Annotated in this window: 15 protein-coding genes; 11 read left to right on the forward strand and 4 right to left on the reverse strand. The window is 36.1% G+C overall.

Annotated features, from left to right (window positions below; all coding sequences use genetic code 11):
* Window positions 1-207 precede the first annotated feature (207 nt).
* Window positions 208-555, reverse strand: coding sequence for a 50S ribosomal protein L19 (rplS, locus tag C1721_RS08420; protein WP_102407958.1), 348 nt, complete (start codon window positions 553-555; stop codon window positions 208-210).
* Window positions 556-876: 321 nt separating this feature from the next.
* Here rplS and C1721_RS08425 point away from each other — a divergent pair, with 321 nt between their 5' ends.
* The gene (locus C1721_RS08425) at window positions 877-3,858 is read left to right on the forward strand and encodes a serine hydrolase domain-containing protein (RefSeq protein WP_102407959.1); all 2,982 of its coding nucleotides are present in this window, start codon (window positions 877-879) and stop codon (window positions 3,856-3,858) included.
* 56 nt (window positions 3,859-3,914) lie between these two features.
* Window positions 3,915-4,943: an aminotransferase class I/II-fold pyridoxal phosphate-dependent enzyme gene (locus C1721_RS08430; RefSeq protein ID WP_102407960.1), complete on the forward strand. Its 1,029-nt coding sequence runs from the start codon at window positions 3,915-3,917 to the stop codon at window positions 4,941-4,943.
* A 58-nt stretch (window positions 4,944-5,001) separates the two neighbouring features.
* Here the strand turns inward: C1721_RS08430 and C1721_RS16165 are convergent, their stop codons facing one another.
* The gene (locus tag C1721_RS16165) at window positions 5,002-5,172 is read right to left on the reverse strand and encodes a hypothetical protein (RefSeq protein ID WP_187117326.1); all 171 of its coding nucleotides are present in this window, start codon (window positions 5,170-5,172) and stop codon (window positions 5,002-5,004) included.
* 137 nt (window positions 5,173-5,309) lie between these two features.
* On the opposite strand from C1721_RS16165, the gene C1721_RS08435 reads away from it, so the two are divergent.
* Complete coding sequence (locus tag C1721_RS08435; RefSeq protein WP_102407961.1) at window positions 5,310-6,047, forward strand: lysophospholipid acyltransferase family protein; 738 nt, start codon at window positions 5,310-5,312, stop codon at window positions 6,045-6,047.
* 8 nt (window positions 6,048-6,055) lie between these two features.
* Here C1721_RS08435 and C1721_RS08440 read toward each other — a convergent pair whose 3' ends face one another.
* Window positions 6,056-7,552, reverse strand: a complete 1,497-nt coding sequence (locus C1721_RS08440) for a capsule assembly Wzi family protein (protein WP_102409345.1) — start codon at window positions 7,550-7,552, stop codon at window positions 6,056-6,058.
* A 144-nt stretch (window positions 7,553-7,696) separates the two neighbouring features.
* Between C1721_RS08440 and C1721_RS08445 the strand changes: the two genes are divergently transcribed.
* Window positions 7,697-9,076 (forward strand): protein kinase domain-containing protein, encoded by a 1,380-nt coding sequence (locus C1721_RS08445; RefSeq protein WP_102407962.1) that lies wholly within the window; start codon window positions 7,697-7,699, stop codon window positions 9,074-9,076.
* Between the two features lie 16 nt (window positions 9,077-9,092).
* Here C1721_RS08445 and C1721_RS08450 read toward each other — a convergent pair whose 3' ends face one another.
* Window positions 9,093-10,094, reverse strand: a complete 1,002-nt coding sequence (locus C1721_RS08450; protein ID WP_234347602.1) for an alpha/beta hydrolase — start codon at window positions 10,092-10,094, stop codon at window positions 9,093-9,095.
* 250 nt (window positions 10,095-10,344) lie between these two features.
* Between C1721_RS08450 and rpsF the strand changes: the two genes are divergently transcribed.
* The 7 genes from rpsF to C1721_RS08485 all read left to right on the forward strand — a co-directional run bounded on the left by rpsF (window position 10,345) and on the right by C1721_RS08485 (window position 18,341).
* Entirely contained in the window at window positions 10,345-10,698 is a 354-nt protein-coding gene (gene rpsF, locus C1721_RS08455; RefSeq protein ID WP_102407964.1) for a 30S ribosomal protein S6, read from the forward strand.
* Between the two features lie 2 nt (window positions 10,699-10,700).
* Complete coding sequence (gene rpsR, locus C1721_RS08460) at window positions 10,701-10,970, forward strand: 30S ribosomal protein S18 (RefSeq protein WP_005637107.1); 270 nt, start codon at window positions 10,701-10,703, stop codon at window positions 10,968-10,970.
* Between the two features lie 21 nt (window positions 10,971-10,991).
* A complete protein-coding gene (gene rplI, locus C1721_RS08465; protein WP_102407965.1) occupies window positions 10,992-11,435 on the forward strand; it encodes a 50S ribosomal protein L9 in 444 nt (147 codons plus the stop codon).
* Between the two features lie 180 nt (window positions 11,436-11,615).
* Entirely contained in the window at window positions 11,616-12,863 is a 1,248-nt protein-coding gene (locus C1721_RS08470; RefSeq protein ID WP_102407966.1) for an N-acetylmuramoyl-L-alanine amidase family protein, read from the forward strand.
* Window positions 12,864-12,899: 36 nt separating this feature from the next.
* Complete coding sequence (locus C1721_RS08475; protein WP_102407967.1) at window positions 12,900-13,784, forward strand: MlaD family protein; 885 nt, start codon at window positions 12,900-12,902, stop codon at window positions 13,782-13,784.
* 371 nt (window positions 13,785-14,155) lie between these two features.
* Window positions 14,156-15,547 (forward strand): chromosomal replication initiator protein DnaA, encoded by a 1,392-nt coding sequence (gene dnaA, locus C1721_RS08480; RefSeq protein ID WP_102409347.1) that lies wholly within the window; start codon window positions 14,156-14,158, stop codon window positions 15,545-15,547.
* Window positions 15,548-15,800: 253 nt separating this feature from the next.
* Complete coding sequence (locus tag C1721_RS08485; RefSeq protein WP_102409349.1) at window positions 15,801-18,341, forward strand: adenosylcobalamin-dependent ribonucleoside-diphosphate reductase; 2,541 nt, start codon at window positions 15,801-15,803, stop codon at window positions 18,339-18,341.
* Window positions 18,342-18,394: the final 53 nt, after the last annotated feature.

Here is an 18,394-nt window from a genome sequence, read left to right on the forward strand (position 1 = left end):
GCTTGTGCGGAAGAAAGAGAATCGATGAAACGGGCAAACGAATCGATGAATCAGCGGTTTTTCTTGTCTGTTCTATATTCCCGATATTATCGGTTGAAGGATAAATGGTTCGTTGTGGTTATTTTCTGTTTGCATTGGATATAAAAACAAAAAAGCCATTCCGGTAATCGGATGGCTTTTTTGTATGGCAATAGAACCAGAGAGGTATTAAACTCTCTTTTCTTTGATTCTTGCTTTCTTTCCGGTAAGAGCGCGCAGATAGTACAATTTAGCGCGACGTACTTTACCAACTTTGTTTACAGTGATGCTTTCGATAAACGGTGATTCGATAGGGAAAATTCTTTCTACACCAATGTTATCAGACATCTTACGAACAGTGAAACGTTTTTTGTCACCATGTCCTGAGATACGGATAACAACGCCTCTGTACTGCTGGATACGTTCTTTGTTACCTTCTTTAATACGGTAAGCTACTGTAATAGTGTCACCACTTTTGAATGAAGGATGCTCCTTCTTTGTAGCAAACGCTTCTTCTGCAATCTTAATTAAATCCATTGTTTATAGCTTTTTAATTGTAATTTAAAATGAAACGCAATATAACGGGCAACTTTTCCCGACAGAGATTACGCAAAGCGGATGCAAAGTAACGAAATAAATATTTATTGTGCAAGAAGGTGTGGCTTTATTTTTAATAAGACCGGAAGTCTCGTATAATAACGATCCCGATGATTTTGTGAAATGATCCCGATGATTTTATAAAGTCATCGGGATCATTCTATAAATTAACTATTGTCGCTTTAAATACTTTCTTTGTTATCTTATCAGTGGATTCTCGTATTTTTCTTACTTTTGGGGTGGTAAAAGGATTTGGAGAAGATGAAGAAAATATATTTTTGGGTATTGTGCTGTTTCTGTGTATGTTCTGGTTGGGCTCAGACGGAGCCTGCGTTAATGGCTAATGTAGATAAAGAAAAGATGAATCATTGGGTTGATTCGGTTTTTGATGCTATGAGTTATGACGAACGTATCGGCCAATTGTTTATGGTAATTGCTGAACCAAAGTCGGATATGCGGAATATGCAGAAACTGATGCGTTATGTCAATGAAATAAAAGTTGGTGGTGTTTTGTTTCATAAAGGAAATCCGGTTACACAGGCAGAAGTGACAAACCGTCTTCAAAAAGCCTCGCGCATACCTTTGTTTATTTCCTTGGATGGAGAGTGGGGGTTGTCTATGCGTTTAAGTAATACTACTCGTTTTCCGAAAAATATGATGCTGGGCGCTATTGAAGATAATACGCTGATAGAGGAATATGGCAAAGAAGTAGCCCGTCAGTGCCGGGAGATGGGCATCCATATTAATTTTGCACCTGATCTGGATGTAAATAGTAATGTGGATAACCCGGTAATAGGTCTTCGTTCTTTTGGAGAGAACCCGGATATGGTTGCCGATAAAGGAATTGCTTATGCCCGCGGACTTGAAAGTAAAGGCGTACTTTCTGTATCAAAGCATTTTCCGGGACATGGCGATACATCTGATGATTCACATAAGACATTACCCTCCGTATTCCATTCAATGGCGCGTTTGGATAGTGTGGAATTATTACCGTTTAAAAGATATATATATGATGGTTTCTCGGGAGTAATGACAGGGCATTTGTATATTCCGGCTATAGATAAAACACCAAACCGTCCGGCTTCTTTATCCCATGCTGTAGTAACAGATTTGTTGAAAGAAAAGATCGGATTTCAAGGTTTATGTTTTACCGATGCTTTGGCTATGAAAGGAGCAACAACAAAGAAAACGGATAATCCTTCTGTTATGGCACTTTTGGCCGGTAATGATGTGTTGTTGGCTCCTGCTGCTCCGATAAATGATTTTACAGCCGTGAAAGAAGCTATTAATGAAGGTATACTCTCCCTTGAAGAAATAGAAGCGAAATGTATCAAAATATTGCAGTATAAATATATAGCAGGTCTTAATCAATATCGACCGATAGATACGCAAGACTTGATGAAGCGTTTGAATTCTCCCCATGCTGCCTGGTTGGCTGCTAAACTGAATTCGGAGGCAATTACTGTTTTAAAAAATACGTCGGATATTCTTCCGTTGAAGCAATTGGGCAAGAAAAAAATAGCAGCATTAGCTATAGGGGATGATGCAGGAAATGAGTTCCAGACTATGCTGAATCGTTATGATTCGATTGCAAGCTTTAGTATAGGACGTAATACGTCGGCTGCTGCTATTCAAAAAGTTTATAATCAATTGAATAATTATGATATTATTATATGTAGCGTACATACGGTTCGGATTCCGGAGAGTTTGCCGTTGAGGCAGCTATCCGCTAAAAAAGAACTGGTATATGCTTTTTTTACATTGCCGTATTTCTGTAAGGATTATAAAAATTCTATCCAAAAGGCAAAAGCTTTAGTAATGGGGTATGAAAATACTCCTTTAGCTCAAGAATATGCAGCTCAGGTTATTTTTGGAGGTATAGGGGCAAAGGGTAAATTACCTGTTTCAATTCCAGGACTGTATTATTCAGGGACAGGTGTGTTTACAGAAAAGACCCGGCTTGGTTACCATGAGCCCGAAGAAGTTGGTGCAAATGCTGTACGTTTGGATGTGATAGAGTCTATCGTATCGGAAGGTCTGGAGGAAAAGGCTTTTCCCGGCTGCCAAGTCTTGGTTGCAAAGGATGGTATGATAATTTATGATAAGTCGTTTGGATATTATGATTTCGATAAAAGTCGGATAGTAACGGAAACTTCTGTTTATGATCTGGCATCTGCATCTAAAGCTTCCGGTACGTTATTGGCTGTCATGAAAGCGTATGATGAAAAAAAATTTACGCTAAATAATAAGATTGCGGATTTTGTTCCGGCGTTGAAAGGTTCTAATAAGCAAGATTTGTCGATAAAAGAATTACTATATCATCAATCCGGATTGATATCATCCATTAATTTTTATCTGAAAGCTATTGATAAAGACAGTTATACGGGGAGTTTGTATAGTAATGCTAAAAATGCGGTTCACCCCATTCGTTTTGATGCAAAGACATATGTAAGGAATGACTTCTCTTATCTTCCGGATTTGGTATCGGATAAAAAGAAGCCAGGCTTTACGACAGAAGTGGCTCGTAATTTTTATGTGAATGATTCTTTTAAAGATTCTATTATGCAATCTATTGTAGACTCACGTTTGGGAAAACGAGGAAAATATGTATATAGTTGTATCAATTTTATCCTTCTGAAGATGATGGTGGAAAATTTGATGGATAAACCGATGGACCGTTTGCTTCACGATGATTTTTATGCAGGTTTAGGCGCATGGCATGTTACTTATACGCCTTTAAAGATTATGGATACTCTGCAGATTGTTCCTACGGAGGATGACCGGTTTGTACGTCGTCAACTTCTGCGAGGTTATGTGCATGATGAGGCTGCTGCTTTTCAAGGAGGTGTTTCTGGAAATGCCGGACTTTTTTCAAATGCTAATGATTTGGCAAAAGTTCTTCAATTATTCCTTAATCAGGGCGTTTATGGTGGAGAACAATATTTATCTATGGAAACTTGTCGGTTATTTACCCAGAGCAAAAGTCCAACAAGTCGTAGAAGGTTAGGCTTTGATAAACCAGCAATAGGCAGTCCTCAGTCTTCTCCGTGTGCCCCACAAGCTCCTGCATCTGTATATGGACATACGGGGTTTACGGGTACTTGTTTTTGGGTTGATCCGGAAAATCAATTAATCTATATCTTTTTGAGTAATCGTGTAAACCCATCTCGTGCCAATAATAAATTAGGATCTTTAAATATTCGTCTTCGTATACAGGAAGCCATTTATAAAGCAATAAAATAATTAGTATATTTGTGAACTTTTATAGAACTATTATTTATTCATAAAACTAATGGAATATGTTGTTCGGACACGGTGATGATTTTTATAATTCACAGAATGAAATAAAGATAAATTTCAGTTCAAATGTTTGGCATGGAGCCAATTTGGATAAACTAAAAGAGCATTTGATTTTAGAGTTTGATAAATTAACTCGTTACCCGGAGCCGGATGCCGCTTCTTTAAAGCGATTACTTGCCCGTCGTCATGAGATAAAAGAAGATAATATTGTTGTAACGAATGGTTCTATTACTGCTTTTTATCTATTGGCTCAAGCTTGGCAGGGGGCAAAGTCTAAAATAGCAATACCGTCGTTTGCTGAATATGAAGATGCTTGTCGTTTACATGGACATGAAATAACATTCTTCTCTACTTCCGACGATCTTTCGGAATTATCATTGGATGGACAGGATTTTTGTTGGATTTGTAATCCGAATAATCCGGATGGCAAATTAATACATCGTACGGAGTTATTGACGCTGATTGCCGCTAATCGTCAGACAACATTTATTGTAGATCAGGCGTATGTCGCTTTTACAACGGAGGATATGCTAAAACCCAGTGATATACATAATCACGAAAATCTGATAATTGTACAATCTATATCGAAGGCATATAATGTTCCTGGGTTGCGTATTGGTTATTTGGTGGCTTCTCCGGCAATAATAAAGGAAATCAATAAATATATTATTCCTTGGTCTATCAATGCTATAGCAATAGAGGCTAGTAAATATATTTTAATTCATCCTGCACAGTTCACGTTACCTATCCGTAAATGGCAGCGAGAAACGGCAGAACTAATTTATCAACTAAGTAAATTGGATGGAGTGGAAGTGATACCTACGGCAACTACCTTTTTCTTATTGCGCCTAAAAAAAGGTACGGCTGCTGAGCTAAAAAAGTATTTATTGGATAATCATGGTATTTTAATACGTGATGCGTCGAATTTTCGAGGGCTGGATGAAACTTATATTCGTCTTTCTACACAAAAAAGCGATGAGAACCAATTATTGGTAAATGCAATGAGAGAGTGGTTGGATCAACAATAAATAAAAAAGGACGATTATCAAAATCGTCCTTTTTTATTTTGTTTTCTTGAAAGAGTGCTTACTCCACTTTTTTATTGATAACGATGTGTCCGATATAGCCCAAAAGAATTACTCCTAAACCTGCCAAAAGGATACCATTATTCATACCGCCAGTTAATGCCGGTACTGCCAAAATGATTACACCGATAAGGAGTACGATTACTCCAAGATTTTTGATAAACTCGTTCATGGTTATAGATGTTTTTAATTATTTCCTTTTCTACCGCAAATAAAGTAATAATAACCCGATTGCAAAAATATTTTGGAATAAAAATATCAATTCCTTTCAATTTAGCATATATATTTGTAGAATAATAAAAATTGCGTATGGTGCGAATTCTTTACATGATTTATTTGTGGCTGTTTTTTGTACCCATTTTTGTGGTACTTACGATCCTTACTGCATTGACGGTTATTATTGGTTGTTTATTGGGAGGAGAAAGGTTTTTCGCTTATTATCCCGGAATGATATGGTCTCGTTTAGCCTGTTATTTGGCTTTATGTCCGGTACATGTGAAAGGACGTGAAAATATAAATCGCAAAAAATCGTATGTATTTGTTGCCAATCATCAGGGAGCTTTTGATATATTCTTAATTTATGGATTTTTAGGTGTTCCTATCAAATGGGTGATGAAAGCTGGTATTGCTAAAATTCCATTTGTCGGAGCAGCTTGCCGGGCTGCCGGTTTTATTTTTGTAGATAATTCAACGCCTAAAGCAGCAGCGCGTAGTGTAGTGGAGGCTGAGCATTGTTTAAAAAATGGAGCGTCGGTGGTTGTGTTTCCCGAAGGCTCTCGTACTTATACCGGAAAAATGGTTCGTTTTAAGAAAGGGGCTTATCAAATGGCGGCAGATCAACACCTTCCAATTATCCCGATTACATTAAATGGTCCGTTTGATGTATTGCCTATCGGATCATTAAATCTGCGTAGGCATTGTATGGAAATGGTGATTCACCCTGCGATATCGACGGACGGTATGGATGTTTCCCATAAAGGATTGCAGGAAATGGCGAAGGTAACGCAGGAAATTATAGCTTCTTCTTTATGGGAAAAATACAAATAGGCGTATGGTTATTTCCATACTTTTAATATACCTCTTTTGGCTACACTAAAGCTGAAGCCAATACCTTTTCCAACCATCGTCCCTGTATCTGCAGCTACAGAACCGGTGAATGTCCATCCTGTTAAATGTGGATGTGTGTAGGAAATATCAACTAAACAAGACGTTCCGTCTTTCTTATTTCTGAATGGTTGATAGGATGTTCCCCAACCGTTCATAACCGTAAATAGGACTCTATAAGATACTTGTGTGGAGATGTCTCCTTCGGCTCCAATGTGCCAGTCTTTGATTCGGTTATTTGTAAAACCTAATTTTCCGTCGTTATATTCGGGTGAGACTATTAATGGTGATCCGATACCTCTGTTGAAATAAGAAAGTCCTGTCAAGTATTCTAAGTTGTTGTAATAATCATCATTACCCCCTCCAATTCCGGAATACTTATTGTGGTCAAAATCAATAAAATGCATTGGTCCTGTTTGATCGCGGGTCAGAACATATTCCGTAACGATCTTGCGTAGCCAGGGAAGTTTAGGCAAGTCGATTTGTATGCCATATAATCCATCTGTTCCATTATTGAAAATCATACCGGATTTATCGTTAAAATAATGTTGATGGTAAGCATGCAAAGCCCAATCTTTCTTAGTAAAACTTAGCTTGAAATCATAAGAGCCGTAGTGGCTGCCCAATACATTTACTTGATCGGATATAGTAGCATCGTCTCCTCCTTTGCTGCCACAAACAACGCGAATGAAATCTTTGAGAGAATGAGGTTGAACTCCTATTTTAGGATCGGTGGATGTGCCACCCCATTGTGCAAAATGTTGTACGCCGATAGTTGCTGATAGAGGAAAATTATTTCTGGTATCTTTTATTTGTATAAATATTGATTTATGATGCCACAATACGTTTTTGATGTATATTTGTTCTTTACCTGTATACATACCGGTGAAATCTTTGAGGTAATCTGTGTCAAAAGAACGTCCGACGGCAAAGTCTCCTTTTACTTGCATCCAACCTTTTGTGCCTGGAATAATCGTAAATTGCGGCATACTGATTTTTATTTCAGGAATGGGACGCGCATTGGCCGACTGTACCAGGTCTCCGGAGCTTAGATTTCTGTCCCATAAAGAATTATAATCTTCTTTACTACCTATCTTTAGCAACATACTTTTATATCCAATCTCGGCAAATGCTTGCTGTATAAAGATGTTTCGATTTCGAGGCATAGCGCCAATCAAATCAAGTCCTGCTTCCCAATAGAAACCTTTTCCGAATTTCTGATTGTGGAAGACTGCGGCATTCAAATATCCATTGTTAGCATCTAATGGTACTACTCCATACCGATTACTAACCATCCAAAACGGAGTATTGCTGCCACTTGCTGCAGACCCGAATACTTCGGCCTTGTAAGTCGTAGTATTTTGTATGTTGTTTTCGCTTTGGGCAAAAGCTGCGGTTGTGAAACAAGATAGGGCAAAACCTATAAAAATCAATCGCATTAATTTCATTGTATTATTTTTAATATTTTGCAAAGATACATATTTATAAATTCTCGTTGTCATGCCTTGTAAAAAAGAGTCTTAAGCTTTATAAAAATACAAAATAATAGTTGTATATTTGCTCTCAATGCTTGATTTACAAACAGATATGATATGAATAATAGATACGTTTTTGAGGAATTTGTTAAAGCTGAAAAGTATAGATTATCATTGGGTTTGGGCGATTTTGTATTAGAGCCGATGCCATTGGGGTGCGGTGAAAACGGAATTGTTTATAAGGCTCGGCTGAATGATGCGGAAGTTGCTTTAAAGTTTTTTCTTTTTGGAGAAAGGAATAGTAGGCAAGACTGTTTAGATAATTTTAAGAAAGAATTTTTTTCCGTATCTTTACTTGAAACACGCCGAAATATAGTTCAATATATAGACTATGATGTCTTGGAAGTAAAAGGAGAGCAAATACCTGTATTGGTAATGAAATTATACAAGGGCTCTTTAAAGGATTATTGTTCTTCCTTATCTCCCGAAGTTTTTGTGAAATTATTTCGTTTTCTTACAGATTCAGTGCAGTTCCTGCATAGTATGGGCTTATCTCATCGAAATATAAAACCTCAGAATATATTAGTAGACAATCATAATGAATTTGTATTGACGGATGTTGCAATCGGAAATCCTGAAAAAGCTATTAACGATGATATATATGCAATTGGAGAGGTTCTAAAATGGTATGCATTGGGTGACGTAAATGCAGATGTGCAAATAAGTAATGTTTTTCCCGGATTAAAGATGTATGATGAGGTGGTTGAGCGTTGTATGCTTCCGGATAATGAAAACCGTTTCCATACAATAGACGAAATTTTGGCTTATGTGGAAATGCAAAAGGAGCGTGATCCGAAAGAATTGATGCAAGAGTTTAGTTTGATTTGTCGAAAAAATTTTCCCAAAGAACTACCTGAATTTGTCCATTGTACTGATCATAAAAAAATGGCTAAACTTTTTTCTAATTTCACGCAAAAGATGGATTTTTTTGGTAATCATATTATCTATTTTACAGATGTGGAGCGCAAAGTTTTTTCTCCTCAAATAGGTAAAAATGGCTTTTATAAGTTGGATAATGCGACGGAAATTAAAATATTGGATATTTGGATACATTGTGATTATAGTATGCAAAATGATTATATTTTAATACATCATGCCAATACTTTGCCGGAGAAAGTGAATGGCAAAGACTCTTATAAATGGGCCATATATGATAAGAAGATGATTATAACCTGGACAGAAGCTATGAATGGCTATGCCGAAATAGATGGAGACATTATTGCTTTGGATAAAACTAAGATCGAATTTTTTAACAGAATTCCACGTGAAGGCTATATTTTTATTGCTTTAAATCAACTTCACAGTTTGACTTTTCCGGCAAATATAGGGACCCTGCGGGATTATTTTTTTCGTTTTAGTTTTAACTATGTAAACCGTAATATTCTTGAAGATATGAATAATCTGGCACGCCAACATTTAGCAGCAGTAAAAGGGTAAAGAAGGCGATTTTTGGTTATAATCCCTTCATCCAATCGAATACAGTACGGTAGACGTGGTTTCTTGATGATTTTTCCGAGAGAATTAAATCGTGCATTCCGTTTTGTATTGTATCTTGTGTAATATGAAACCCTAATCCTTTTCCGTATTTTTGAATATCTTGAACGTTTAAAACAATATCCGAAGTCATATATTCATTATGCCATTTCTTTGTTTCCGGAAATGATTTATTGGAAGACATTATTAATATCGGACAATCTAGCTCTATCCCTTTTTGGATCGTTTGTTGTGCTTCTTGGATGGCATGAATCCATCCGGCTTTTTTAGGATGTCCGAATATCATTTTCCAATTAGTGTCATATTCCCATTCTCCTTTGAATTGTTTTAACAAGCTGTAAGAATAGTTTGGGTTGCCATAGCCTTGTACTGTTAAATTGGGGAAAAGTTTTCCGATGAATGATACTGTTGGGATTATTATTCTCTCCATAAACCAGCCAAAGTTCCAGTCCAGAAACGGACTATTAAGAATTAGACCGTCTATTGGCATGTTTCCTTTTTTACTATTAAGATAATAAGGGGTAATGAGTCCACCTGTTGAATGAGCCATTAGCAAAATTTTATCATTTCCTTCTGCCTGTATTGTTGCGATAGCCGTGTCTATATCTGCAAAATATTCTTTCAGGCTTTTGCAAAAAAATGGGTTTTGGTTTGGGAGGATTGAGCGTCCGTACTTCCTTAAATCCATAGCGTAAAAATTATAGCCATGTGCATTGATGCTATCTCCCAATTGTTTCTGAAAAAAATAATCGTTGTAACCATGAATATACAGGATTGCTTGTTTTACATCGGGCAACTGAGGTTTTTTTACCAATGTGCAAACCACTTTTCCTTCGTAATCGTCGGGCATTTGGAATGTTCTACGGAGGTAATCGTCTCCTAATACATCAGGTGTATACTGCGCATGTAAACAAACACTTGTAAGTATTAACAGGTAAACGAAAAGTAAACGTCGTGCTATGCTTTTTCTCATTATATTTAAAGTTTCTCTTTTTTATATCAAACAACAAAGGACGATGAATGTTGCTAGTAAAGGTAGAGTTTTTTTTAGAATCTATATGATAATGAGCCTTATAAATACAAGCTGTTTTTCTTTGTTTATTGGCGCTTTTTATCAAATAGTAGAAATATAATAATCAAAATGTTTGTAAGTTAAGATATTCTGCATACCTTTGCACCGCAAAAAATATTAATTATTAAAACAGAGTTTTATGAACAATTACGAAACCGTTTTCATTTTGACTCCCGTTTTGTCTGACGCTCAGATGAAGGAAGCGGTAGAAAAATTCACAAACCTTCTAAAGGCAGAAGGTGCCGAAATTGTGAATGAAGAAAATTGGGGATTGCGCAAATTAGCTTATCCTATCGACAAGAAAACAACAGGCTTTTATCAGTTGGTTGAATTCAAAGCAAATCCTGAAACAATCGCTACTTTGGAAGTTAATTTCCGTCGTGACGAACGTGTGATTCGTTTTCTGACTTTCCGTCAGGATAAATATGCAGCAGAATATGCAGCTAAGAGAAGAAGTTTGAAATCATCTAAAGAAACAGTAAAGGAGAATTAATCATGGCAGCAACTCAATCAGAAATTAGATATTTGACTCCGCCTTCAGTAGACGTTAAGAAGAAGAAATATTGTCGTTTCAAAAAGAACGGTATTAAGTATATCGATTACAAAGATCCTGAATTTTTGAAGAAGTTCCTGAATGAACAAGGTAAAATTCTTCCACGTCGTATTACAGGTACTTCTTTGAAGTTTCAACGTCGTGTAGCTCAGGCTGTAAAGAGAGCTCGTCACTTGGCGTTGCTTCCTTATGTAACCGATTTAATGAAATAATAAAATAAGAGGAGACAGAATATGCAAGTTATTTTGAAAGAAGATGTAATCAATTTAGGTTACAAAGACGATATCGTAACAGTTAAAGACGGTTACGGACGTAACTTTCTAATCCCCACGGGTAAAGCAGTAATCGCTTCAGAATCTGCTAAGAAAGTATTGGCTGAAAATTTGAAGCAACGCGCTCATAAACTGGCTAAGATTAAGGAAGATGCTCAAGCTTTGGCTGCTAAACTGGAAGGTGTTTCATTAACCATCGGTGCTAAGACTAGTTCAACAGGTACTATTTTCGGTTCTGTTACTAATATTCAAGTTGCAGAGGCATTGGCAAAAGCAGGTTTTGAAGTAGAACGTAAGATTATCTACATCAAAGAAGCTGTTAAGGAAATAGGTAGCTATAAGGCCATTCTTAAACTTCACAAAGAGGTTTCTGTAGAAATCCCATTTGAAGTGGTTTCTGAATAATACAAGATTTATTATAGAAAAGAAGAGGATAGTTGTCAATAACTATCCTCTTTTTTATGCTTGTTGACAGCGAAAAGGACTAATATAGAGTTGATAGAAACTACATAAATTATCGTAAAAGGCTCCTATTAATCAGTAAAAAACATTACATTTGCTCCCAATTTGTAAGAAATATTTAAAGTGGGTCCAAGGTCGCTTCTATATATAAATCTATTAATTGCGTTATTCTTCTTTTTGCCCTCTGTCGATGCAAAAGAGAAGACGTTTACAGTTGTTATAGACGCTGGACATGGAGGAAAGGATCCGGGAGCTAGGGGTACGGTCATTAATGAAAAGGAAATAAACTTATCTGTAGCTCTGAAATTAGGACGTTTAATTGAAGATAAAAATGAAGACGTGCGTGTTATTTATACACGCAAAACAGACCGTTTTATTGAATTGGATGAGCGAGCTAATATTGCAAATCGAAATAAAGCTGATTTGTTTATATCTATACACACTAATTCTGTAAAACGCGGTAGCGCAGCAAAAGGTACGGAAACATATACCTTAGGACTTGCACGTAGTGATGAAAATTTGGCTGTTGCTATGCGTGAAAACTCAGCTATTCTTTTAGAAGATAATTATCTGCAAAAATATGAAGGATTTGATCCAAATTCGTCGGAGTCTTATATCATATTTGAATTCATGCAGAATAAACATATGGAACAAAGTATTAGTCTGGCTTCGGAGATTCAAAAATCGTTTGTGCTGGTAAAACGTGCAAATCGAGGAGTACGGCAGGCTGGTTTTTTGGTGCTTCGTAAAACAAGTATGCCTAGTGTTCTTATCGAGTTGGGATATATTTCCAATCAGGAAGAAGAACGTTTTCTGAAATCTGCTGATGGGCAAAGTAAATTGGCTCAGGCAATTTATATGGCTTTTAATCAATATAAGCGGGATTTTGATAGAAAAAGGGGGGCATTGTCTGGTAAGAACTTACCGACAACAGACGTTTCTTCTGCTAATCAATTGAATAAAAAATCAGATGGTAAGAAATTGTCTCAAAATCCTCCTCCAGGAAGTGAAGAAGATATTCGTCGTAAACATAATGAAGTTGCTCAGTCAAAGCAAACAACTTCAAGACAGCTAAAGTTACCCCAACAAACGGTGCAATCAACCTCTTCTAATCGTGTGAACACAGACACAAAGGGAAAGGTTATATATAAGATACAGATTCTTACTTCAGATAAGAAGCTGCCTGCAAATTCTAAACTGTTTAAAGGGTATAAGAATGTGAATTTTTATAAAGAAAAAGGACTCTATAAATATACTTATGGAGAGACAACTGATTTTGATAGCATACGGAAGATGCGCCGTGTGGTGGCAAAGGATTTTAAGGATGCCTTTATTGTCGCATTTAAGGATGGAGTCAAAGTCAAATATTGATGATTAAAAGGGATAAAAATTTTATAAATAGAAAAGATGAAAAGTACATTCACCAAAGAGGCAAAAATAGGTCTTGTTTCTATAGTAAGTCTGGCATTGTTGTATTTCGGAATTAATTATCTGAAAGGAATCAACTTGTTTCAACCGGTAAATCATTATTATGTATCTTTTAGTAATGTGAAAGATGTTACTGTATCAAGCCCGGTGTTTGTTGATGGTTTTAAAGTTGGTTTAGTTCGGGATATAAAATACGATTATGATACCACCGGAAAAATAACAGTTGAAATTAGCTTGGAGGAAGAAATGAAGATAAATAAGGGCAGTTATATTGTGATCTCGAAGAGTTTCTTGGGAGGTGCGGAATTGCATATTTATCTGAATACATATGTAAATGATTTCTTGAAGCCTGGTGCAACAATTGAAGGCCGTATGGGAGAAGATATGATGCAAGCGGTACAGGATAATATTCTTCCACAGGTTGAGCAAATGCTTCCGAAGATAGATTCTATTTTAATCGGGTTGCAGACCCTGGTGAATCATCCGGCTCTATCTCAGTCATTCGATCATGTAGAACGAGCAACTGCAAATTTGGAGATCTCAACACGCAAATTGAACTTGTTACTTGATAAAGACGTTCCTGTTATTGTAAATAATTTAAAAACTATGACGGATAACTTTTCACAGGTAAGTACGAATTTAAAAGATTTAGATTTGGCTTCTACTGTCAATACAATAAATGCGACTTTGAATAATCTTAAACTTACTACAGATAAGTTGAATTCGAATGATAATACATTGGGATTATTGCTTAATGATAAGGCATTATACGAGAATCTGAATGGAACAATGGGGAATGCTTCTAAATTGTTGTTGGATTTACGTGAAAATCCAAAGCGTTATGTGCATTTCTCTGTTTTTTAAAATTGCTTTGAAAATCATAGTTGAAAGATGTATTAATTTAGAATCATTCTAATTAATAAGAAATAAAAAGATTACTTTAAAAAATACTCTCTAAGGCCTTCAAATAAAAACATATAACAATATTTGAAGGCCTTATTCTGTCAAATATGAAGATAATTAGAAGGTTTTGAAAACATGCTATAATAAAGGCTTTTTTAAGTTGTTTTTGTGTAATGTTCATATTGTCAGATTGTTACAAGTAACTTGTTGAGGTTAAATAGGATATTAAACAATTAAAATAACCAAATAAAATAACACTTTTTTTTTCAGAATTAATTTCTAAACTTTGTAGTCATAAAGTATAAAAGTTATAGTTGGGAGATTTTATAAAAATGCAGATTGATTATCAGATATTGTGGAATAAATGCCTCGCCGTTATTAAAGATATTGTACCGGAGGCCGCTTTTAACACATGGTTTATGCCGATTGTTCCATTATCGTATGAGGATAATAAGTTTACTATCCAAGTGCCTAGTCAATTCTTTTATGAATACTTGGAAGAGAAATATGTAAATGTTCTAAAAGTGACATTGTATCGCGTATTTGGACAAGGAACAATTTTAAACTACCGTATAATGGTAGATAAAACAACTGGTGGTACTGTAGATTATCTTGCAGAGACAGGTTCTGCTCCTGTAAAAGCTTCCAAAGATATAAATAAAGCCCCCTCTCCATTTGTTCAAACAGCACCTCAAGATTTGGATCCGCATTTGAATCCGAAATATAGTTTTGATAACTATTTTGAGGGAACGAGTAATCGTTTGGTCCGTGCAGCGGGTGAGGCTATTGCGCAGAATCCGGGAAAAACGACTTATAACCCTTTATTTATTTTTGGTCCGTCGGGAGTAGGTAAAACTCATTTGTGCCATGCAATAGGCTCTCGTATCCGTGAGTTACACCCAGAAAAGAAGGTCCTGTATGTGTCTTCTCATCTTTTTCGTGTTCAGTTTACAGATGCTATTCGTAAAAATACAACGAATGATTTCTTAAACTTCTATCAAAATATAGATGTGCTTTTGTTGGATGATATACAAGAGTTAATAGGTATGGATAAGACACAGAATACGTTCTTCCATATTTTTAATCATTTGCATCAATTGGGGAAACAATTAATTTTGACATCAGATAAAGCTCCGGTAGATTTACAGGGAATGGAAGAGCGTCTGATTACCCGCCTAAAATGGGGCTTGACTGCAGAACTATTCCGTCCCGATTTGGATTTACGTAAGAAAATACTAAAGAATAAGATAAGTCATGATGGTATAGTTATTCCTGATGAGGTATTTAATTTTATAGCAAATAATGTTACTGAAAATGTTCGTGATTTGGAGGGAATTTTGGTTTCTTTAATGGCTAATGCCGTAATTAATAATAAGGAAATTGACCTGTCTTTGACTAAACGCGTGGTTAGTCAGGCTGTTCGTCTGGAGAAGAAACAATTGTCTGTTCAGTCTATCCAAGAAATTGTTTGTAAATATTTTAATTTAGAACAATCTGCCATTCAAACCAATTCCCGTAAACGAGAAATTGTGCAAGCTCGACAAATAACAATGTATTTAGCAAAAAAATATACGGATTGTTCATTTTCTCATATAGGAAAGATTGTAGGAAAGAAAGATCACGCAACTGTTTTACATGCATGCAAAGCAATAAAAGATCAAATGGAAACAAACAAATCTTTTTGTTCCTCTGTAGAGGAAATTGAAGTTTTGTTGAAGAATTAGATTTTATAAAATAGATAGAGAAAGGGTATGTTCATTTGGAACGTGCCCTTTTTTATTTAGGAAACTTGTATATAGGATAGCTTTTCTTTTTGGTAAAACATTGTACGGAAAAAGAAATGATAACTCATTGATAATGTATATGTATTTTCTTGTTTTGGTAAAACTTTTCAACATTATTACTTTTTGATGTTGAATAATTTGGACAATAAATAAAGTATTTATAAACTTGCATTCTCAAATAATAGAAAATATTGTGGACCATAAAACTTACACTTTCGATGAAGCGTTTAAAGCTTCACTAAATTACTTTACCGGTGATGAATTAGCCGCTAAAGTATGGGTTAATAAGTATGCCTTGAAGGATGCCTTTGGAAATATCTATGAACAATCACCAGAGGATATGCATCACCGGCTGGCTAGAGAAATTGCCCGTGTGGAAAAAAAGTATCCAAATCCGTTGTCGGAACAAGAACTTTTCGACCTGTTTGATCATTTCCGTTATATTGTTCCACAAGGAAGTCCAATGACGGGAATTGGCAATGATTATCAAATTGCCTCACTCTCTAACTGTTTCGTTATTGGATTAGATGGACAGGCTGATTCGTATGGTGCAATTATTCGTATTGATGAAGAACAGGTACAATTGATGAAACGTCGCGGTGGCGTAGGACACGATTTGTCTCACATTCGTCCTAAGGGATCTCCTGTGAAAAATTCAGCTCTTACTTCTACCGGGTTGGTACCTTTTATGGAACGATATTCCAATTCTACTCGAGAGGTAGCTCAAGATGGGCGTCGTGGAGCTTTGATGTTAAGTGTTTCTATAAAGCATCCGGATTCAGAATCATTTATTGATGCCAAAATGGTAGAGGGAAAAGTAACGGGTGCGAATGTTTCCGTAAAGATTGATGATGAATTTATGGATGCTGTGGTAAATGGGACTTCTTATAAACAACAATATCCAATAGACTCTTCAAATCCTACAACAGTAAAAGAAATAGATGCTGCTGCTTTATGGCAAAAGATTATCCATAATGCTTGGAAATCAGCAGAGCCAGGTGTTTTGTTCTGGGATACGATTTTAAGAGAATCAGTTCCTGATTCTTATGCGGATTTAGGATTCCGTACAGTGTCTACCAATCCTTGTGGTGAAATACCTTTATGCCCGTATGATAGTTGTCGCTTGCTGGCTATTAATTTATATTCATATGTAGTTAATCCGTTTACCAAAGAGGCTTATTTTGACTACGATTTGTTTAAGAAACATGTCGCTTTGGCGCAACGTATTATGGATGATATTATTGATTTGGAATCTGAAAAGATTGAAAAAATTTTAGATAAAATCGATGCGGATCCAGAATCAATGGAAGTGAGACAAACAGAGCGTCATTTATGGGAAAAGATACAGCGAAAAACTTTACTTGGTCGTCGTACGGGAGTTGGTATTACGGCCGAAGGTGATATGTTGGCGGCTCTTGGTTTACGTTATGGAACTGAGGAAGCGACGGAATGCGCTGAAAATGTGCAGAAAACATTAACGTTGGCTGCTTATTCTTCTTCTGTTGTTTTAGCAAAGGAACGTGGCGCTTTTGAAATTTATGATGCAAAGCGTGAAGAAAAGAACCCGTTTATAAATCGTTTACGTGATGCGGATCCTTCTTTGTATGAAGATATGGTAAAATACGGGCGTCGTAATGTTGCTTGTTTGACAATTGCTCCGACAGGTACAACTAGTTTAATGACGCAGACAACTTCTGGTATAGAACCTGTATTCTTACCGGTTTATAAACGTCGGCGAAAAGTAAATCCGAACGATTCGGAAGCACGAGTCGATTTTGTGGATGAAACGGGTGATGCATTTGAAGAATATATTGTATTTCACCATAAGTTTGTTACTTGGATGCAGGCAAACGGATATTCGGTAACTAAAAAATATACACAGGAAGAAGTCGATGAATTAGTTGCGAAATCTCCTTATTATAAAGCTACTTCTAATGATGTGGATTGGTTACAAAAAGTCCGTATGCAAGGACGTATTCAAAAATGGGTAGATCATTCTATTAGTGTAACAATCAATTTGCCGAATGAAGTATCAGAGGATTTGGTGAATAGCTTGTATGTTGAAGCTTGGAAATGTGGATGCAAGGGTTGTACGGTTTATCGTGATGGTTCTCGTGCCGGTGTTCTTTTGTCTACAGACGGCAAGAAGAAAAAAGATGATTGTAATTGTATGCAACCTCCGGTTATTGTTTCAACCCGTCCTCGAGAGTTGGAAGCAGATGTTGTGAAGTTTCAAAATAACCGTGAAAAATGGATTGCTTTTGTTGGTTTGTTAAATGGCCGTCCATATGAAATTTTCACAGGTCTTGCTGATGATGATGAAGGTATTATGTTACCTAAAAATGTATCTAAGGGTACTATTATCAAAAGTTATGATGAAGATGGCCAGAAGCATTACGACTTCCAGTTTAAGAATAAGCGTGGCTATAAAATGACGATTGAAGGTTTGGACGGTAAGTTTGATCCAGAATATTGGAATTATGCAAAGCTTATATCCGGTGTATTGCGTTATGGTATGCCTATTGATCAAGTTATTAAACTAGTTCAAGGAATGGAGCTAAACAATGAGTCAATTAATACCTGGAAAAATGGAGTAGAACGTGCTTTGAAGAAATACCTGCCTAATGGAACGGAGGCCAAAGGACAGAAATGCCCAAATTGTGGATTGGAAACTTTAATTTATCAGGAAGGTTGTTTGATCTGTACAAATTGTGGTGCATCAAAATGTGGATAAATATATATACATGAATAAATTAAAAAATGCAGAGATTATTCTCTGCATTTTTT

Origin of the sequence: Parabacteroides bouchesdurhonensis, assembly GCF_900186615.1 — a bacterium.
Lineage (GTDB): Bacteria > Bacteroidota > Bacteroidia > Bacteroidales > Tannerellaceae > Parabacteroides > Parabacteroides bouchesdurhonensis.

Coding starts and splice junctions, on each gene's coding strand:
- rplS (WP_102407958.1), bottom strand. CDS start 555: ATGGATTTAATTAAGATTGCAGAAGAAGCGTTTGCTACAAAGAAGGAG.
- C1721_RS08425 (WP_102407959.1), top strand. CDS start 877: ATGAAGAAAATATATTTTTGGGTATTGTGCTGTTTCTGTGTATGTTCT.
- C1721_RS08430 (WP_102407960.1), top strand. CDS start 3,915: ATGTTGTTCGGACACGGTGATGATTTTTATAATTCACAGAATGAAATA.
- C1721_RS16165 (WP_187117326.1), bottom strand. CDS start 5,172: ATGAACGAGTTTATCAAAAATCTTGGAGTAATCGTACTCCTTATCGGT.
- C1721_RS08435 (WP_102407961.1), top strand. CDS start 5,310: ATGGTGCGAATTCTTTACATGATTTATTTGTGGCTGTTTTTTGTACCC.
- C1721_RS08440 (WP_102409345.1), bottom strand. CDS start 7,552: ATGAAATTAATGCGATTGATTTTTATAGGTTTTGCCCTATCTTGTTTC.
- C1721_RS08445 (WP_102407962.1), top strand. CDS start 7,697: ATGAATAATAGATACGTTTTTGAGGAATTTGTTAAAGCTGAAAAGTAT.
- rpsF (WP_102407964.1), top strand. CDS start 10,345: ATGAACAATTACGAAACCGTTTTCATTTTGACTCCCGTTTTGTCTGAC.
- rpsR (WP_005637107.1), top strand. CDS start 10,701: ATGGCAGCAACTCAATCAGAAATTAGATATTTGACTCCGCCTTCAGTA.
- rplI (WP_102407965.1), top strand. CDS start 10,992: ATGCAAGTTATTTTGAAAGAAGATGTAATCAATTTAGGTTACAAAGAC.
- C1721_RS08475 (WP_102407967.1), top strand. CDS start 12,900: ATGAAAAGTACATTCACCAAAGAGGCAAAAATAGGTCTTGTTTCTATA.
- dnaA (WP_102409347.1), top strand. CDS start 14,156: ATGCAGATTGATTATCAGATATTGTGGAATAAATGCCTCGCCGTTATT.